The sequence below is a fragment of the Emcibacter nanhaiensis genome, assembly GCF_006385175.1.
Taxonomy (GTDB): domain Bacteria; phylum Pseudomonadota; class Alphaproteobacteria; order Sphingomonadales; family Emcibacteraceae; genus Emcibacter; species Emcibacter nanhaiensis.
Map to the genome: position 1 here is coordinate 472,402 of NZ_VFIY01000005.1, position 17,735 is coordinate 490,136.

At 58.2% G+C, this 17,735-nt stretch carries 14 protein-coding genes; 8 read left to right on the forward strand and 6 right to left on the reverse strand.

Annotated elements, in window-relative coordinates; all coding sequences use genetic code 11:
- The first annotated feature begins 103 nt into the window (after positions 1 to 103).
- From FIV46_RS06120 to FIV46_RS06130, 3 genes are read left to right on the forward strand one after another with little or no spacing between them, the layout of a single operon-like run.
- Entirely contained in the window at positions 104 to 1,099 is a 996-nt protein-coding gene (locus tag FIV46_RS06120) for an HlyD family secretion protein (RefSeq protein WP_139939502.1), read from the forward strand.
- Positions 1,100 to 1,102: 3 nt separating this feature from the next.
- A complete protein-coding gene (gene rbbA / locus FIV46_RS06125) occupies positions 1,103 to 3,844 on the forward strand; it encodes a ribosome-associated ATPase/putative transporter RbbA (RefSeq protein WP_139939504.1) in 2,742 nt (913 codons plus the stop codon).
- Between the two features lies 1 nt (position 3,845).
- Positions 3,846 to 4,970: an ABC transporter permease gene (locus tag FIV46_RS06130; RefSeq protein ID WP_139939506.1), complete on the forward strand. Its 1,125-nt coding sequence runs from the start codon at positions 3,846 to 3,848 to the stop codon at positions 4,968 to 4,970.
- A 14-nt stretch (positions 4,971 to 4,984) separates the two neighbouring features.
- On the opposite strand, the gene FIV46_RS06135 is transcribed toward FIV46_RS06130, so the two are convergent.
- Positions 4,985 to 6,223 (reverse strand): BaiN/RdsA family NAD(P)/FAD-dependent oxidoreductase, encoded by a 1,239-nt coding sequence (locus FIV46_RS06135; RefSeq protein ID WP_139939508.1) that lies wholly within the window; start codon positions 6,221 to 6,223, stop codon positions 4,985 to 4,987.
- Positions 6,159 to 7,562, reverse strand: a complete 1,404-nt coding sequence (locus tag FIV46_RS06140) for a DEAD/DEAH box helicase (RefSeq protein ID WP_139939510.1) — start codon at positions 7,560 to 7,562, stop codon at positions 6,159 to 6,161. The genes FIV46_RS06135 and FIV46_RS06140 overlap by 65 nt, the downstream gene beginning before the upstream one ends.
- Positions 7,563 to 7,830: 268 nt before the next feature.
- On the opposite strand from FIV46_RS06140, the gene FIV46_RS06145 reads away from it, so the two are divergent.
- Positions 7,831 to 8,184, forward strand: coding sequence for an MmcQ/YjbR family DNA-binding protein (locus FIV46_RS06145; RefSeq protein ID WP_139939512.1), 354 nt, complete (start codon positions 7,831 to 7,833; stop codon positions 8,182 to 8,184).
- Between the two features lie 18 nt (positions 8,185 to 8,202).
- On the opposite strand, the gene FIV46_RS06150 is transcribed toward FIV46_RS06145, so the two are convergent.
- On the reverse strand, positions 8,203 to 9,954 hold the full coding sequence (locus tag FIV46_RS06150) for a DUF885 domain-containing protein (RefSeq protein WP_139939514.1): 1,752 nt from the start codon (positions 9,952 to 9,954) through the stop codon (positions 8,203 to 8,205).
- Positions 9,955 to 9,965: 11 nt separating this feature from the next.
- Complete coding sequence (locus FIV46_RS06155; protein ID WP_219845922.1) at positions 9,966 to 11,699, reverse strand: DUF885 domain-containing protein; 1,734 nt, start codon at positions 11,697 to 11,699, stop codon at positions 9,966 to 9,968.
- A gap of 241 nt (positions 11,700 to 11,940) precedes the next feature.
- On the opposite strand from FIV46_RS06155, the gene scpA reads away from it, so the two are divergent.
- From scpA to FIV46_RS06175, 4 genes are all read left to right on the forward strand, one after another.
- A complete protein-coding gene (gene scpA, locus FIV46_RS06160) occupies positions 11,941 to 14,091 on the forward strand; it encodes a methylmalonyl-CoA mutase (RefSeq protein WP_139939516.1) in 2,151 nt (716 codons plus the stop codon).
- Between the two features lie 93 nt (positions 14,092 to 14,184).
- The gene (locus FIV46_RS06165) at positions 14,185 to 16,164 is read left to right on the forward strand and encodes an alpha/beta hydrolase family protein (RefSeq protein WP_139939517.1); all 1,980 of its coding nucleotides are present in this window, start codon (positions 14,185 to 14,187) and stop codon (positions 16,162 to 16,164) included.
- Positions 16,165 to 16,176: 12 nt separating this feature from the next.
- Positions 16,177 to 16,587: an LIC_13387 family protein gene (locus FIV46_RS06170; protein WP_139939519.1), complete on the forward strand. Its 411-nt coding sequence runs from the start codon at positions 16,177 to 16,179 to the stop codon at positions 16,585 to 16,587.
- Between the two features lie 20 nt (positions 16,588 to 16,607).
- Positions 16,608 to 17,042 carry a DUF2214 family protein gene (locus FIV46_RS06175; protein WP_139939520.1) on the forward strand — a complete coding sequence of 145 codons (435 nt, stop codon included), beginning with the start codon at positions 16,608 to 16,610 and terminating at the stop codon, positions 17,040 to 17,042.
- Positions 17,043 to 17,051: 9 nt separating this feature from the next.
- On the opposite strand, the gene FIV46_RS06180 is transcribed toward FIV46_RS06175, so the two are convergent.
- Together FIV46_RS06180 and FIV46_RS06185 are read right to left on the reverse strand one after the other, a co-directional pair.
- On the reverse strand, positions 17,052 to 17,345 hold the full coding sequence (locus tag FIV46_RS06180; protein ID WP_139939522.1) for a HigA family addiction module antitoxin: 294 nt from the start codon (positions 17,343 to 17,345) through the stop codon (positions 17,052 to 17,054).
- A gap of 21 nt (positions 17,346 to 17,366) precedes the next feature.
- The gene (locus FIV46_RS06185) at positions 17,367 to 17,648 is read right to left on the reverse strand and encodes a type II toxin-antitoxin system RelE/ParE family toxin (RefSeq protein WP_139939524.1); all 282 of its coding nucleotides are present in this window, start codon (positions 17,646 to 17,648) and stop codon (positions 17,367 to 17,369) included.
- Between the last annotated feature and the right edge of the window lie 87 nt (positions 17,649 to 17,735).

Genomic DNA, 17,735 nt, shown 5'->3' on the forward strand with positions numbered 1-17,735 from the left:
TGAATGCGGCTAAAAAAAGACTGTGCGATTGACTCAGGTCACTTGAATTCGTCTAATGCGGGTTATATTGTTGCAGAGCAAAAAAGGGCAGGAGACGTCTTCAATGAGCGGTTCGTTCCTCAGGAATGCTTTTATTTTTATCATTGTCATTGCTGCCGTTATCGGCGGTGTGCGCTGGTGGCAGGCCCGGAACAATGGCGAGTTTTCTGACTTTGCAATGGGCAACGGCAGGATCGAAGCCGACCAGGTTGATGTGGCCACCAAATATGGCGGCCGGATTATCGCGATTTACGCCAACGAGGGCGATCTGGTGAAGCCGGGACAGGTTCTGGCCGTGATGGATACGGCCGAAGAGGAAGCCCTGCTGGAGGAAGCCCGGGCTTCCATTGCGCAGGCGGAACAATCGGTCCGTGAAGTGGAAGCGACCATTGTCCAGCGGGAAAGTGAACTGAAATTTGCCGACCAGGAACTGGAGCGCACCAGAGCGCTGGTGGCGAAGGGCCATGTCTCGCAGCAGCAGGCGGACCAGAAAATCAGCACCCGGGATATTGCCGCAGCAGCGCTGGAGGCGGCAAAAGCACGGTTGAAAACCACCGAACAGGCGGTGGCTTCCGCCCAGGCGGAAGTGAAAAGAATCAAGATCCAGATCGATGAGGCAACCCTGAAAGCCCCGGTCACCGGCCGGGTGCTCTACCGGCTGGCAGAAAATGGCGAGGTGCTGGGGGCGGGCGGCAAGGTGCTGACCCTGGTCGACCTGAGCGACATCTATATGACCATCTTCCTGCCCTCGGCCGAAGCGGCCCGGGTCCGTTTCGGTGCCGAGGCCCGGATCAAGGTGGATGCTGCCCCCGGCCGGGTTGTCCCCGCGGTGGTGACCTTTGTTTCCCCGGAGGCCCAGTTCACCCCGAAACAGGTGGAAACCCGGGACGAACGGGAAAAACTGATGTTCCGGGTCAAGGTGACCATTCCCAGCGAACTGGTGATGAAAAATATCGACCGGGTCAAAACCGGCGTCAGGGGGCTGGCCTATGTCCGGCTGAACAGGGACGTCGCCTGGCCCGAGGAACTTGAGGTCAACCTGAGCCAGCCTGAAGGATAGCCCGTGAGCGACCGGTCGGGATCATATGTTGCCGAACTGACCGGTGTCACTCACCGTTATGGACGCAAATCCGCCCTGAGCGACGTCACCCTTTCCCTGCCGGCAGGCTGTATGGTCGGCCTGATCGGGCCGGACGGGGTCGGCAAGTCGACCCTGATGGGCCTGATCGCCGGCGCCCGCAAGCTGCAGGAAGGTACAGTCGAGGTGCTGGACGGCGACATGACCTCGGAAAAACACCGCAACAGGGTCTATCCCCATATCGCCTACATGCCCCAGGGGCTGGGTAAAAACCTCTATATGGACCTGAGTATCCATGAAAACCTGCAGTTTTTCGCCCGCTTGTTCGGCCTGAGCCGGAAAGCGCGCAAAGTCCGGATTGATCGCCTGCTCAGGGCAACGGGACTGTTGCCGTTCAAGCGCCGTCCGGCGGGCAAGCTGTCCGGCGGCATGAAGCAGAAGCTGGGTCTGTGCTGCGCCCTGATCCATGATCCAGACCTGTTGATCCTGGACGAGCCGACCACCGGCGTCGACCCGCTGAGCCGGCAGCAGTTCTGGATCCTGATCGACGAGATCCGGAAAAGCAGCCCGAACATGAGTGTGCTGGTCTCTACCGCCTATATGGAGGAGGCGGACCGTTTCGACTGGCTGGTGGCCATGAATGACGGCAAAGTGCTGGCCACGGGGACGCCTTCCGACCTGAAGGCGCAGACCGGCTGCGACAGTCTGGAAGATACATTTATCCGGCTGCTTCCGGGCCAGGAGCAAGGCAGCAAACAACGGCTGGTGATCCCGCCGCTGGAAGTGCAGGATGGCGAAGTCGCCATCGAGGCCCGGAACCTGACCCGGCGGTTCGGCAATTTTACAGCCGTCGATGATGTCAGTTTTGAAATCCAGCGCGGCGAAATTTTCGGCTTTCTCGGTTCCAACGGCTGCGGCAAGACCACGACCATGAAGATGCTGACCGGCCTGCTGCCGGCCAGCGAAGGTGAGGCCTTTCTGTTTGGCAGCCAGGTCAAAGGGGGAGACATGAAAACCCGCGAGCGGGTCGGCTATATGTCGCAATCCTTCTCGCTGTACCGGGAACTGACGGTACGGCAGAACTTGGTGCTGCATGGCCGCCTGTTTAATCTCTCTGACCGTGAGATCAAGGCGCGGATAAAGGATCTGGTGGCCCGCTTCACGCTGGAAAAACATCTCGACGATTTGACCGAGTCCCTGCCGCTCGGCGTGCGCCAGCGCCTGTCGCTGGCGGTGGCGGTCATTCACGAGCCGGAAATGCTGATCCTGGATGAGCCCACCTCCGGGGTGGATCCCATTGCCCGCGATGAGTTCTGGAAACTGCTGATCGACCTGTCGCGCAATCAGAATGTGACCATTTTCATCTCCACCCATTTTATGAATGAGGCGTTGCGCTGCGACCGGGTCTCTCTGATGCATGACGGCAAGGTGCTGGCCTGCGATACGCCCGACCGGCTGATGCAGGCGAAGAATACCGAAAGTTTCGAGGACGCCTTTATCGACTATATCCGGGAAACGGTAGGGGAAGAGGAGGCCGAGGTTGAGGAAATTGTCCCTGCGGAAGCGGCGGCAGAACCGGGACAACGCAAAAAGCCGGGATTTTTCCGGCTGTCGCGCCTGCTGACCTACAGTTACCGGGAATATCTGGAAATTATCCGGGATCCGATCCGGCTGGCCTTTGCCTTCGGCGGCACGGCCCTGCTCTATATCGTTTTCGGCTACGGCATTTCCGCCGATGTGACGAATTTGCGCTATGCGGCGCTGGACCTGGACAATTCGCCGGAAAGCCGGGCCTATGTGGAACAGTTCCGCGGCTCCCGCTATTTCCGGGAGGTTGACCGGATTTACAGTGCCGAGGAGGCGGAAACCCTGCTGCAGGGCAACAAAGCGTCGCTGGTGGTGGAAATACCGCCCGATTTCGGCCGCGACCTCAGTCAGGGCAAAAAGCCCGAGGTGGCGGCTTGGATTGACGGGGCCATGCCGGACCAGGCCGAAACCATCAAGGGCTATGTCCAGGGCCTGCACCGTGCCTATCTGGATGATTACAGTCGCCGGACAACAGGCGAACCGCTGCAACAGCTGCCGGTGGATATCGTGATCCGCTACAGCTACAATCCCAGCTTCGAAAGCATCTATGCCATGGTGCCGGCCATTCCCACCATCCTGTTGTTCATGGTGCCGGCGATCCTCATGGCGGTCAGTGTGGTGCGGGAAAAGGAACTGGGCAGCATCAACAATTTTTATGTGACACCGGTCACCCGGCTTGAATTCCTGCTCGGCAAGCAGCTGCCCTATATCATAATTTTTTACATCAATACCCTGATGCTGCTGGTGATGGCCCTGTTCCTGTTCCAGGTGCCGGTCAAGGGCAGCCTGACCGCCTTTCTGATCGGCAGCCTGTTCTATGTGACTGTGACGACCGGCTTCGGGCTGATGATTTCCGCCTTTGTCCGCAGCCAGATCGCCGCCATTTTCGCCACCGCCATCCTGGCGATTATGCCGACGATCCAGTTTTCCGGCCTGACCCAGCCGGTGTCCACGCTGCAGGGCCGGGCCGAACTTATGGGCCATCTCTGGCCGGCCGGCAAGTTCCTGCACCTGGGGGTCGGCTCCTTTACCAAGGCCCTGTCGCTGGAGGCCCTGGCCCCGGATCTGCTGCGTTTGATGGTTTATGTGCCGGTGTTCCTGACCCTTGCCGTCATCGCCATGAAAAAGCAGGAGAAATGACATGAACAGGATTCGGCATATTTTCTGGCTCGGCATCAAGGAATTGTTCAGTCTGAAGCGGGACATCGTACTGCTGGTTCTGGTGATCTATTCCTTCACCCTGGCGGTCTATGTGGAAGCCACCGGCATTACCGGCCAGGTGCACAACGCCTCCATCGCGGTGGTTGACGAGGATCAGTCGCGCCTGTCCAAGCAGATCATGGACGCGGTACCGAAACCCTTTTTCCGGGATCCGGTTATGGTGAGTGCGCCGGCGGCGGCGAACGGTATGGATGACGGCGACTATATGTTTGTACTCAATATCCCCAAGGGGTTTGAGCAGGATATTCTGGCCGGGCGCAAGCCGGAAATCCTGGTCGATGTGGACGCCACCGCCGTCAACCAGGCCGGCAAGGGGGCGGGGTACCTGCAGGAACTGATCAATGACGAGGTAGCAAATTTTGTCCTTGGCACGCCCGAGGGAATCGAGCCGCCGGTCAAGCTGGTCAGCCATATGGCCTTCAACCCCAATGCCATTTCCATGTGGTTTACCAGCCTGGCCTCGGTGATTGACAAGGTGGTGATGCTGACCGTCATTCTGACCGGCGCCGCCCTGATCCGGGAGCGGGAGCATGGCACCATCGAGCATCTCATGGTGATGCCGCTCACCCCCTGGGAAATCGTCCTGTCCAAGGTCTGGGCCAACGGCCTGGTCATCCTGCTCGGCGTGGCTTTTGCCATCCTGCTGGTCATCCACCGGGTGCTTTCGGTGCCAGTGGCGGGATCGGTGCCGCTTTATCTGTGCGGGACCATTATTTTCCTGTTTTTCGCCACCGCTTTCGGCGTGTTTATCGGCACCATCGTCCGCAGCATGCCCCAGCTCGGCCTTCTGACTATTCTCATGATTCTGCCGATGATGCTGCTGTCCGGCGGCAAGACGCCGGTGGAAAACCAGCCGGACTGGATGCAGGACATTACCTTTTTCCTCCCCTCCCGCCATTATGTCAGTTTTTCCCAGTCGATCCTGCTGCGGGATGCGGGCATCGACGTGGTCTGGCCCGAGTTCCTGATCGTGGCGGTGATGGGACTGTTCTTCTTCGGCCTCAGTCTGATCCTGTTCCGGCGGTCAATGGATGTGGGGAAATAAGTCTATAGCGGCAATTAAATCAGTTGCCCGCAGGCGTGGCCCGAAGCCCAGGCCCACTGGAAGTTATAGCCGCCGAGATGGCCGGTGACATCGACCACTTCACCGATGAAATAAAGCCCGGGCACCTTTTTGGCTTCAAAGGTTTTTGACGACAGTTCGTCGGTATCGACGCCGCCGACGGTGACCTCGGCGGTGCGGTAGCCCTCGGTGCCGTTGGGCAGCACCTGCCAGTCGTTGACCATGGCGGCGACGGCCTGCAGCTTCTTGTGGCTAAGGTCGGCGAGCCGGCCGTCAACGCCGGTTTCTTCAACGATGAACTGGGCCAGACGGCGGGGCAAATGGTCGGTGAGTACCGTGATCAGCTCCTGTTTGGGGGTAGCCTCCTTGGCGTCTTTCAGCAGGGCGAACAGGTCATGGTCCGGCAGCAGGTTGAGGCGGAGCGGTTCTCCCTCGCGCCAATAGCTGGAAATCTGCAGGATCGCCGGGCCGCTCAGGCCCCGGTGGGTGAACAGCAGTGCTTCGCGGAATTTGACTTTGCCAAACCGCACCTCGACCTCCTGGGAGACGCCGCTCAGCGCCGCCAGCTTTTCCTTGAGCGGGCCGGAAAAGGTCAGCGGCACCAGACCCGGCCGCGGCTCGATCACCTTGAGGCCGAACTGGCGGGCGATCCTGTAGCCGAAATTGCTGGCGCCCATTTTCGGGATCGACGGCCCGCCGCAGGCGACGACCAGCTTGCGGCAGGCATAGGGGCCGCGCGAGGTTGTGAGCCGGAACAGCTCGTCCTTGTGGCTGATCTCGTCGATCTCGGAACTGGTGATAATGGCGACACCGGCCCGTTCACATTCCCGGAACAGCATGCCGATAATGTCCTGTGAGCTGTTGTCGCAGAACAGCTGCCCCAAGGTCTTCTCGTGCCATTTGATCTGGTAGCGGTCGACCAGATTGATGAAATCCTGCGGCCGGTATCGTCGCAGGGCCGAGACGCAGAATCGCGGGTTTTGCGAAATATAGTTTTCCGGCGCGGCATGAATGTTGGTGAAATTGCAGCGGCCGCCGCCGGAGATGCGGATTTTTTCCGCCGGTTTTTTGGCATGGTCCAGCACCAGCACCTTGAGGCCGCGTTTGCCGGCCTCGATGGCGCACATGAGGCCGGCGGCGCCGGCCCCGATGATCAGGACATCAAATGGTTCAGGCTGCACGCCGCTTCGGGCCGCCGGCAGGCTTTCTGGCTTTGACGAACTTGTTGTTTCCATTGGCGTTCGAATTCTTTTTGGGGCCAGAAGGTTTGCTGCCCGGTTTTACCCGCCGGCTTTCACCAAACTCTTTTTTCGGTCCCCGCGGTTTACGTGATTTGTAGGATTTCTGCCCCGGCTTGCCTGACGGGCGTCCGCCGGTCCGGCGTCCACCCTTGTAGCCGCGGCCGACTTTTTCTTCCTTCACCTCGACGTGGAAGGCATGGTCGGCGTCCACCTCGATTTTCTGATCGATCTGTTTCTCGATCAGCCGCAGCAGGCCTTTGTCTTTGCCGTCGCAGAAGGAAATGGCCTGGCCGCGCTCGCCGTTGCGGCCGGTCCGGCCCACCCGGTGGACATAGTTTTCCGGTTCCATCGGCAGGTCATAGTTGATCACCATGTCGATACCCGGCACGTCAATGCCGCGGGCGGCCACATCGGTGGCGACCAGAAATCGCAGGGAGCCGTTCCGGAACCGGCGCAGGATTTTTTCCCGCATGGACTGGTGTTTGTCGCCATGAATAGCGGCAACGGTATAGTCCTGCTGAGACAGCGCCCGGGCCAGATTATCCGAGCCGGCCTTTGTTTTGGCGAAGATGATCGCCTGCGCAGGATCTTCCTTTTCCAGTACTTCGGTGAGCAGGGCGCGCTTGTTCTGGCCGTCCAGGAACATGACCTTGTGGCTGATGGTGTCGGCCACGGCGGTCTCCTGCTCCATTTCCACATAGGCGGGATTACGCAGGATCTGCTGGGCCAGCTTTTTCACATTCGGGGTCATGGTGGCGGAAAACAGCACCGTCTGGTGTTCTTCCGGCAGGTCGGCGGCAATGGCCTTCACATCGTGGATGAAGCCCATGTCCAGCATGCGGTCGGCCTCGTCCAGAATGAAAATTTCAATTTCGCTGAGGTTGATGCTGCCGCGTTTCTTATGGTCCAGCAGGCGGCCCGGTGTGGCCACCAGCACATCAACGCCCTGGCGCAGCAGGCCGATCTGTTTGCCCATGGGGGCGCCGCCGAAAATGGCGGTCTGTTTCAGGCCGAGGCCCCGGTTAAAGGGGAAAATGCTGTCGGCGATCTGCTTGGCCAGTTCCCGGGTCGGGGCCAGGATCAGGGCGCGCGGGGTGGAGGGCCGGCGCTTGCCGGCAGTTTCGCTGAGCCGCTGCAGGGTCGGCAGGGCGAAGGCCGCAGTCTTGCCGCCGCCGGTCTGGGCGAGGCCGATCATGTCCCGGCCTTCCAGCAGAAGCGGAATGGCGTTTTCCTGGATCGGGGTCGGGCTTTCGAAGCCTTCCTTGCGGATGTTTTTAAGCAAAGGGCCAACAAGGCCCAGATCGGCAAAGGCCGATGTGGTCACTTCAGTCACGGAGTATCCTTTCGCGTGCGTTATGCCGGTGGTCCGGCTTTGTTCCGCGATGATACCCAATGAACTAGACTGGTCTGGCAGGCTGGGCCTGCTTTCACGGCGGACGTAAAAAAGGCCGTGCCCTTAACAGCACGGCGGTTGCTGCACCATATGGGCGTTGCGCTGCACAAAGTCAAGGGAATTCGGTACATTGGTGAATATGCAGATTTTATATGGCTTGTGCCCGGGCAAAATTTGCGGAACAATCCCTGTCGTGTAAGGGGATAAAATGACACGGGAAGAATTTGATCAGTTTTGCGGCAGCCTGAAGGCCAGTGACAATGTGGTGCAGTGGGGCAACAGCTCGGTGTGGAAGGTGGGCGGCAAGATTTTCGCCATCTGTTCGATCTGGGGCGAGGGTGAGGAGCAGAAGATCAGCTTCAAATGTTCCGACCTGGCTTATGAAGTGCTGTGCGAACAGGACGGCATCGTCCCGGCCCCCTATCTCGCCCGGGCCAAATGGGTCCAGCTTGTCGATGCTGCTGCCATGACTGACGAGGATATCCGCCTGCACATCACGGACGCCTATGACATCATCAGGGCCAAACTGACAAAGGCCCAGCGGTCAGAGCTGGGCCTTTGAAAATGGAGTGACTGAAGGTCAGCTTTTCCGGGTCTTGATCCAGTTGTCGACAATATCCTCCAGCACGGAAATCGGTACGGCGCCGTGGCGCAGGATCTCATCATGGAAGGCGCGGAGGTCGAAATCTTCCCCCAGTGCCTCTTCCGCTCTGGCGCGGAGTTCGCGGATTTTCAGCTCGCCGGTCTTATAGGCCAGCGCCTGGCCCGGCCAGGTGATGTAGCGGTCCACCTCGGCGGTGATATTATGCAGGCTGAGGGCGGAATTTTCCGCCATGAAGTCGATGGCCTGCTGGCGGGTCCAGCCGAGATAATGCATGCCGGTATCGACCACCAGGCGCAACGCCCGCCACATTTCATAGCTCAGGCGGCCGAAGTTGCTGTAGGGGTCTTCGTAGAAGCCCACTTCCAGGCCGAGCCGTTCGGCATATAAGCCCCAGCCCTCGACAAACACCGTATAGCCGCCATACCTGCGGAAATTGGGCAGGTCGGTTTCGCTGGCCAGCGCGATCTGCAGGTGGTGGCCCGGCACCGCCTCATGCAGGGTCAGGCTTTCCAGGGTATACAGCGGCCGGCTGTCGAGCAGCGAGGTATTGACATAATAGAAACCGGCCCGGCTGCCGTCCGGCGCCCCCGGCATATAATAGGCGGTGGTGGTTTTCTCGGCGATATCAGCCGGGATCACCGCGATGCCGTAAGGCTGGCGCGGCAGGTGGCCGAACAGCTTGGGCAACTGGCCGTCCATCTTCTTGGCAATGGTGCTGGCCTTGCCGAGAAGCTCTTCCGGCGTCTTGGCGTAAAACTGCGGGTCGGTGCGCAGGAATTCGATAAATTCCTGGAGGCCGCCGTCGAAGCCTACTTCCTTGATCACATCCATCATCTCGCCGCGGATGCGCTTGACCTCGCTCAGGCCTTTTTCATGCACTTCCTGCGGCGTCATGTCGGTGGTGGTATACTGGCGCACCCGGTGCTCGTAATAGGCCTTGCCGTTGGGCCAGTGCAGGGCGCCCACTTGTTTCATGCAGTGCGGCTGATAGTCTTCGGTATATAGCTCGTACAGGGCCTGGTAGGCCGGCACCACTTTGTCCATGATGGCTTTTTTCGCTTCCGCCCGCAGTTCAGCCTGGGTGTCGGCCGGGATCATATCCGGCATCTTCACGAACGGCGCGTAGAGGGCGCTTTTTTCCACATCCTTGACGATATGGGTGGAGATGGAGGTCTCGTAGCCTTCCATGGAGGCGCAGGCATGGACAAAACCTTCCCTGATGGCCTCTTTCATCACCTCCATGTTCTCCGCGTTAAAGCGGGGATAGGCATTGAGGCGGGAAATGAAATCCCGGTAATCCTTTTCCTTGGTGAAGCTGAGCAGGCTCGGCAACTGGGCAAAATCCATGTGCCAGCCGCCCCGGTTGGTGATATTGAACAGATAGTTTTTGAAGGTGTGAGCCTCAATGTCCCGCTCCACCTCGGTGCGGAACAGCTTGTAATTGAGCTGGTCTTCCGCGCTCAGTTTGGACAGCTGTATTTTATCCAGCCGGGCGAGGATCTTTTTTGTATGTTCTGCCCGGCGTTCCTCGTCCTTGAGCGAGGCATGGTCCAGCTGGTCGTTATAGCGTTTATCCCCGAGATAGCTGGCGTAGGTCGGGAATTCCTTCATGGCATATTCCCAGCTGTCGTCCAGAATCTTGCGGAAGCCTTTGGTTTCATCGGCCTGCACCGGAAGGGCCAAAGCCCCGGCCAGCAGAACGACCGAGAAGGCGGTCTTCAGTTTCATAATTATCCCCTTTATTTTTTGCGCTGTTTGGCAATCCAGTCGTCGACGATTTCCTCGAGCATGCTGAGCGGCAGGGAGCCGTTGAGCAGGAGCACGTCATGGAAGGCGCGGATATCGAAGTCTTCGCCGAGCGCTTTTTCCGCCCGGTGGCGCAGTTCCAGCAGTTTCAACTCGCCGATCTTGTAGGACAGGGCCTGAGCCGGCCAGGAAATATAGCGGTCGATCTGGGCCGCGGCCTCGCCTTCGCTGAGCGCGGTATTATTGACCAGCAGGTCGATGGCTTTCTGGCGGCTCCAGCCCATGGAATGGATGCCGGTGTCGACCACCAGCCGGTAGGCGCGCCAGATTTCGTTGCTCAGGCGGCCGAAATCGCTGTAGGGGTCTTCATACATGCCGGCTTCCACGCCCAGCTTTTCCGAATAAAGACCCCAACCTTCCGTATAGGCATTGTGGTTGAGGGTGCGGCGGAAAGCCGGCACATTTGATTCCATGGCCAGCGCGGTCTGCAGGTGGTGGCCCGGCACGCCCTCATGCAGGCTCAGGGCGGTCAGGTCGTAAAGCGGCTGTTCGCGCAGGCCCTTAATGCTGAGGAAATAGGTGCCGGGGGTGCGGTTGTCCGGCGGCGGCATATAGAAGGTGCCGCGGTCCTTTGTGCTTTTGAGGGCAAAGGTGTTACGCGGCAGGGTGCCGAACAGATAGGGCAGTTTGCCGTACATTTTCATGTTGATATAGGAAGCTTTTTCCATCAGGTCCTGTTCGCTGGTGGCGTAAAACTGGTCATCAGTACGCAGGAAGGTGAGGAACTCCTTGTAGCTGCCGGTGAAGCCCACTTTTTTGATGATGGCGTCCATCTCGGCGCGGATGCGTTTGACTTCGCTGAGGCCGAGTTCATGGATCTGCTTCGCCGTCATATCGGTCGTGGTATAGAACCGGATCGCCCAGGCGTAATAGTCGTCGCCGCCCGGCAGGCTTGAAATACCCGCTTCCTTGCGGCAGTGGGGCATATAGTCTTTGATCCAGAAGTCATAAAGCTCCTGGTAGGCGGGGATGACTTTCTCGGCGATCAGCTTTTTCGCCTTGGCCGCCAGGTCCTGTTTCAGCTTGTCCGGGAAGGTGGCCGGGAACTTTTTGAACGGTACATAGAGCGGGCTATCTTCCGGCGTAGCGGTGATATAGTTGCTGATGTTCTTATGATAATCCTGGAAGCTGCCACAATACTGGGTGTAGCCGGCCTTGATGCCTTCGCGCAGCAGCTCGATATTTTCCCGGTTGAAGCGGGGGTAGTCGTCGAGGCTGACCAGGAACTTATCATAATCCTGCTTGTTCAGGAAGGCCATGTTGGCCGGAGCTTCGCCAAAATAGCTGAACCAGGCGGAGAGATAGTTGACCGGGAAATATTTGTCCTGGGTCGTGTAGCTTTCCTTTTCCAGCTCCCGCTCATATTGGAACAGGCGATAGCTGATCTGGTCCTCGGCGGACAATTGATCCATCGGGATTTTGGCCAGTTCGCTCAGCATTTGGTCATTGAACTTCATCCGGCGGTCAAACCCTGCCGGTGAAAAATCGGCCAGTTTGCCGTCCGGCTTCCAGCCGTCCGGGTCGGTGTGGAAGAAAACCTGTTCTTCGTTGGCTTTCTGCCAGTGTTTATCGAGAAGCTTGTGGAAGTCTGCGGTGGCGTCGGCCCGGGCAGTGGCCACGGACAGCGCGAAAATCACCAGACTGAAAAGTGTGGTACGGAAAGACATATTCATCCCCATGTGTGTTATCATGTGTGTATGGTTAATTCAAAGCGCCACCATACTGGACTATGGGAAAATTGTATACGATTTTGAGTCTGAAATTTTTGGGAAATTTTGCGGGAATTTTTCGGCACTGGCCAAAAGATTTATTGCCTTGGCCGGGGGAATGGGATAAATACCTTACTCGTGAGTAACATTTTGCAGCAGGGCAGGCCCCTGTGGGCGCAAGAGGGACCTTGGACGAGACATGAGCGAGACGAAAAACACCAAAGGCATTACCGACTGGCAGGAACTGGTGACGAAGGAACTGCGCGGCAAGACCGCCGATGACATCGTCTGGCATACGCCGGAAGGCATTGACGTCAAGGCGCTTTATACATCGGAAGACCTCAGGGACATCCCCTATCTGGCCGACGACCAGACCTTCCTGCCCGGTTTCGCTCCCTATACCCGCGGCGTGCGCGCCAGCATGTATGCGGGCCGGCCCTGGACCGTGCGCCAGTATGCCGGTTTCTCCACCGCCGAGGAATCCAACGCCTTTTACCGCCGCAACCTGGCCGCCGGCCAGAAGGGCCTGTCGGTCGCGTTCGACCTCGCCACCCACCGCGGCTATGACAGCGATCATCCGCGGGTGGTCGGTGACGTGGGCAAGGCCGGGGTGGCCATCGACTCGGTCGAGGACATGAAAATCCTGTTCGACCAGATCCCGCTTGATGAAATGTCCGTCTCCATGACCATGAACGGCGCGGTCATTCCCTGCATGGCCTTCTATATTGTTGCCGCCGAGGAACAGGACGTGAAACCGGAACAGCTCTCCGGCACCATCCAGAATGACATCCTCAAGGAATTCATGGTCCGCAACACCTATATTTACCCGCCGGAACCCAGCATGCGCATCATCGGCGACATCATCGAATATACCTCTACCAAAATGCCGCGCTTCAACAGCATCTCCATTTCCGGCTATCACATGCAGGAAGCGGGCGCGACCCAGCTGCAGGAACTGGCTTTTACCCTGGCCGACGGCATGGAATATGTCCGCGCCGCCACGGCCAAGGGCCTGGATGTGGACGCCTTCGCCCCGCGCTTGAGCTTCTTCTTCGCCATCGGCATGAATTTCTTCATGGAAGTGGCCAAGCTGCGCGCCGCCCGCACCATCTGGGCCCAGATCATGGAAAATTTCGGCGCCAAGAACCCGAAAAGCCTGATGTTGCGCACCCACTGCCAGACCTCTGGCGTGTCGCTGACCGAGAAAGACCCCTACAACAATGTAATCCGCACCACGGTGGAAGCTATGGCCGCGGCGCTCGGCGGGACGCAAAGCCTGCACACCAATGCGCTGGATGAAGCCATCGCTCTGCCGACTGACTTTTCCGCCCGCATCGCCCGCAACACCCAGCTGGTGCTGCAGGAGGAAACCGGCATCTGTAATGTGGTCGATCCCTTGGGCGGCTCCTATTACATCGAAAGCCTGACCAATGAGCTGGTGCAGGAAGCCTGGAAGCTGATCTGGGAAGTTGAGGAAATGGGCGGCATGACCAAAGCGGTCGAGGCCGGGCTGCCGAAAATGAAGATCGAGGAAGCCGCCGCCCGCAAGCAGGCCCGCATTGACAAGGGCGAGGAAGTGGTGGTCGGTGTCAACAAATACCAGCTGGCCAAGGAAGACCCGATCGAAATCCTCGATGTGGATAATGCCGCTGTGCGCGAGGCCCAGATCGCAAGGCTCGAGAAAATGCGCAGCACTCGCGACGAAGCCAAATGCCAGGCCGCGCTCGAGGCCTTGACAGAAGCGGCCAAAAGCGGCGAAAATCTGCTGGAAAAAGCCGTGGACGCCGCCCGCGCCCGCGCCTCACTCGGGGAGATTTCAGACGCCATGGAAAAAATCTTCGGCCGCCATAAAGCGGAAGTGCGCTCCATCTCCGGGGTATACGGTTCCGCCTACGAAGGGGATGAAGGCTTCAAGGCCATCCAGGAGCGGGTTGAGCAGTTCGCCAAACGCGAAGGCCGCCGCCCGCGCATGATGGTGGTGAAAATGGGCCAGGACGGCCATGACCGCGGCGCCAAGGTGGTGGCGACCGCCTTTGCCGACATCGGCTTTGACGTCGACGTGGGGCCTCTGTTCCAGACCCCCGAGGAGGCCGCCCGCCAGGCGATCGAAAATGACGTGCATATCATCGGTGTCTCCAGCCTGGCCGCCGGGCACAAGACCCTGGTGCCGGCCCTGATTGCCGAACTGAAAAAAGAAGGCGCGGAAGATATCCTGGTCTCCTGCGGTGGCGTGATCCCGCAGCAGGATTACGATTTCCTCTACAAGGCCGGCTGCGCCGCCATCTTCGGCCCCGGCACTAACATCCCCAAAGCCGCCGGCGAAATCCTCGACAAGCTGGAAGGGAAGTAAGCCCGGCTTTTTAGAAAAAAGGTTGTCCCCCTCAATGGTCTGTACTAGGATTTTTGCAATAAACAGACCAGATAACGATAAGGGGGTATTCGGATGTGTGGCCGGATAAGACTTTTTCTTACACTAATATTTTCCTTTATTCTTTCCATCAATTCAGCCTGGGCTGAGGACGTCAAGTCGCCCGGGGATATCCCCATCAAGGCTTTTGCCCAGCTGCCGGCCATCATGGATATGGAGCTGTCGCCGGACGGCAGTCATATCGCCTATATGGTGCCGCACAAGGGGCGCAAGGCTATCGTCATCCGCAATATTGAAAGTGGCAAGCTGAGCGGTATTCCGGCGCCGGACAAGGCGGATATCAACTGGTTCAAATGGGTGAACAATAAAAAAATAGCCGTCTCTATCGGGTACACTGCCCAGAGATACGGCACAACCACCCTGGAAACCCGCCTCTATGCGTTTGATTTGCCGAGCGGGAATTTGAAAAATATCATCAAGCCGAGAAAGAGGAAGGGGTCGGTATCAACCCTGACCAAGGAAGATTTCGATGTCCAGATCCAGGACAGGGTGATCGACTGGCTGCCGGATGATCCTGACCATATTCTTGTATCCATTGACGGAGACTGGGACGGGGCAAGCGAAATCCGCATGGTCGACGTCAACGACGGTGATTTTACCGAACTCACCGATGGTATGAAGGGAATCCAGAGCTACCAGACCGATCAGCAGCATGAGCTGCGCCTGTCCTGGGGCTATTGGAAAAGCGATTTCAAACAGCTCTACAGGTCTCCCGAGACAGGAAAATGGATGCAGATCGAGGAGGGGCAGCTTGCGAAACTGAATCTGGACCCCATTGCCTTCGACAAGGACCCTGCGATTGCCTATGCCAAAGGTCTGAATGAAGCCGGCCGTTTTGCGGTTTACAAGGTGAATATTCCTGCAGACAAAGTTGTGGAAGAAGTTTATTCGGATGAAGATGTCGATACAGATCACATTGTTTTCGATCCTTTGTCCGGCAGGCCGATCGGGGTGCGCAATTACAGGGAAAAGTCCGGATATATGTATTTTGACAAATATTTTGCCGCGCTGCAAAAGGTCGTCGACAAGGCTTTGCCAAATACGGTCAATCGGGTCATCAGCCGGGTGAAGGGTCAGAAGAAGTTCCTGATTTTCTCCTCCAGCGATGTTGAACCCGGGGTCTATTATCTGCTTGATTTCAGCAAAGGAAGCCTGGACTTCCTTGCCGAAACCATGCCGGGCATTACCCCGGAACAGATGTCGCCTATGCAGTATGTCCGCTACATAGCCCGGGACGGTCAGGTCATCCACGGGTACCTGACAGTCCCCAGGGGGAGAGAAGTGAGAAATCTTCCCTTGATTGTGATGCCGCACGGGGGGCCGGAAGCCCAGACGGTCAGATCGTTTGCCTATCGCACCCAATTTCTCGCCAGCCGGGGTTATGCCGTGTTCCAGCCCAATTTTCGGGGCTCGGAAGGCTATGGACCGGCCTTCCAGGAAGCTGGTGAAAACCAGTGGGGCGGCCTGATGCAGGATGATGTGACCGACGGGGTCAAATGGCTGATTGATCAGGGCATGGCTGATCCGGACCGGATCTGTATCGCCGGAGCCTCCTATGGCGGCTATGCGGCGGCCATGGGCGCCGTCAAGACACCTGACCTGTACCAGTGCGCTGTCAGCATCAACGGCGTGCTCAACCTGCCGATGCTGAAAGCAAAAGACAAACGCTATACCGGCGGCAGGGCCTGGATCAAAACCATGGGGCTTGAGGGAGCGGACGATGAAGAGGTTTCCCCCTATCATCGTGTTGATGATATCAAAATCCCGCTGCTGATTATCCATGCCAAGGATGACTTCCGGGTTCCTCTCCGCCATGCGGAAATGATGGTGGACGAGTTGAAGGATGAAGGCAAGGATGTAACCTTTGTCCAGTTGGAAGACGGCGACCATATGCTGGATACGGAAGCTGCGCGCTATGCTACCCTGAAGGCCATGGAGGCATTTTTCGCCAAACACCTGGGCGCAGGCTCCCCGGGGAGTATGGCGACCCAGTAAAGGGGAGATAACATGGACCAGATATTGATCATCATCGGTGCGGCGATCCTTGGCCTCCTGGGGGTTGTGCATCTGGTCTATACCTTTTTCACGCCGCGGTTTGAGCCTTATGACCCCGCAGCCATCGAGGCCATGCAGGGCTCGACCCTGCGCCTCACCCGCGAGACCACGGTGTGGAAGGCCTGGATCGGCTTTAACGCCAGCCATAGCTTCGGCCCGATGCTGTTCGCGGCGATCTATATTCCGCTGGCGCTGTGGCATATGGAGCTGATCCGGGGAAGCCTGTGGTTTTCCAACCTGCCGCTGCTGCTGGGCCTGGGCTACCTGGTGCTGGCGCGGTGCTACTGGTTCCGCATTCCCTTTGTCGGTATTCTGCTGTCCTGCTTGTGTTTTGCCGCGGCGGCGGTCATGATACATTTCTGAACCAGCAACAGGGGGCTCGCATGGAAGACGTTCTTATCCGCTATATTCATTTTCTCGGCATCATCGGCGTGGGCGCAACCCTGTCAGCCGAACATATGCTGATCAAGGCGGAAATGACGGTGCAGGAAATCCGCCGCCTCGCCCTGATTGACGCGCTTTACGGGCTCAGTGCCGGGCTGGTGCTGCTGGCCGGGTTGGCGCTCTGGTTCGTGGTTGGTGATGCGGACTATTATCTCGGCAACTGGATTTTCCACCTCAAGCTCGCGGTCTTTGTCACCGTCGGGGTGCTGTCGCTGTGGCCGACCTTCTTTTTCCTCAGGGCCCGGCGGCAGGCTGAGGGTACCGTCTATGTGCCGTCCCTCATGCTGATGCTGATCCGGGCCGAGCTTGCCCTGTTCCTGCTGATCCCGCTCTTGGCCGTCCTCATGGCCCGGGGCTATGGGGTGATCGGGTAACCCGGCAGTTTAAGCCGCCACAACCTTCACTTCTTCCGCAATCTTGTCCCCCACTTCGTCCCGCGCCACTTCCAGATCATAATGTGCCTGCAGGGTCATCCAGAAATCGGCCGACATGTTAAAGGCCCGGCCGAGGCGCAGCGCCGTATCGGCGGTAATGGCCCGTTTGCCCTTGAGGATTTCGGACAGGCGGGTCTGGGTCATGCCGGTGGCCTTGGCCAGGGCATAGGCGCTGAGGCCCATGGGGGTGAGAAACTCCTCCTGGAGGATTTCACCGGGATGAATGGGGTCTATCTTTTTCATTTGTCCGTCCATTTGCACGTCCTAATGATAATCACAAATTTCTACTTCGAAGGCGTTGCCGTCCCGCCAGACAAAACAAATGCGCCATTGGTCATTAATGCGGATGCTATATTGTCCGGCCCGGTCGCCTTTTAACTGCTCCAGCCGGTTGCCCGGTGGGATACGCAACTCGCTGACATCGGCGGTGGCGTGGATCAGGAGCAATTTGCGATAAGCCAGGCGGTGCAGGTCCTGGGGCAGCTTTTTGGTGAACTGCCGATTGAAGATGCGTTCCGTCTGCTTATCCTTGAACCCCCTGATCATGCTGTATAGTACCGTATTTCGATAGTATCGTCAATCGATATTATTTTCTCCTTTTTGACATCCCTTTTTCACCTGTTAAAGTCTCTT

Coding starts and splice junctions, on each gene's coding strand:
- FIV46_RS06120 (WP_139939502.1), top strand. CDS start 104: ATGAGCGGTTCGTTCCTCAGGAATGCTTTTATTTTTATCATTGTCATT.
- FIV46_RS06130 (WP_139939506.1), top strand. CDS start 3,846: ATGAACAGGATTCGGCATATTTTCTGGCTCGGCATCAAGGAATTGTTC.
- FIV46_RS06135 (WP_139939508.1), bottom strand. CDS start 6,223: ATGGAAACAACAAGTTCGTCAAAGCCAGAAAGCCTGCCGGCGGCCCGA.
- FIV46_RS06145 (WP_139939512.1), top strand. CDS start 7,831: ATGACACGGGAAGAATTTGATCAGTTTTGCGGCAGCCTGAAGGCCAGT.
- FIV46_RS06150 (WP_139939514.1), bottom strand. CDS start 9,954: ATGAAACTGAAGACCGCCTTCTCGGTCGTTCTGCTGGCCGGGGCTTTG.
- FIV46_RS06155 (WP_219845922.1), bottom strand. CDS start 11,699: ATGTCTTTCCGTACCACACTTTTCAGTCTGGTGATTTTCGCGCTGTCC.
- scpA (WP_139939516.1), top strand. CDS start 11,941: ATGAGCGAGACGAAAAACACCAAAGGCATTACCGACTGGCAGGAACTG.
- FIV46_RS06165 (WP_139939517.1), top strand. CDS start 14,185: ATGTGTGGCCGGATAAGACTTTTTCTTACACTAATATTTTCCTTTATT.
- FIV46_RS06170 (WP_139939519.1), top strand. CDS start 16,177: ATGGACCAGATATTGATCATCATCGGTGCGGCGATCCTTGGCCTCCTG.
- FIV46_RS06175 (WP_139939520.1), top strand. CDS start 16,608: ATGGAAGACGTTCTTATCCGCTATATTCATTTTCTCGGCATCATCGGC.
- FIV46_RS06180 (WP_139939522.1), bottom strand. CDS start 17,345: ATGAAAAAGATAGACCCCATTCATCCCGGTGAAATCCTCCAGGAGGAG.
- FIV46_RS06185 (WP_139939524.1), bottom strand. CDS start 17,648: ATGATCAGGGGGTTCAAGGATAAGCAGACGGAACGCATCTTCAATCGG.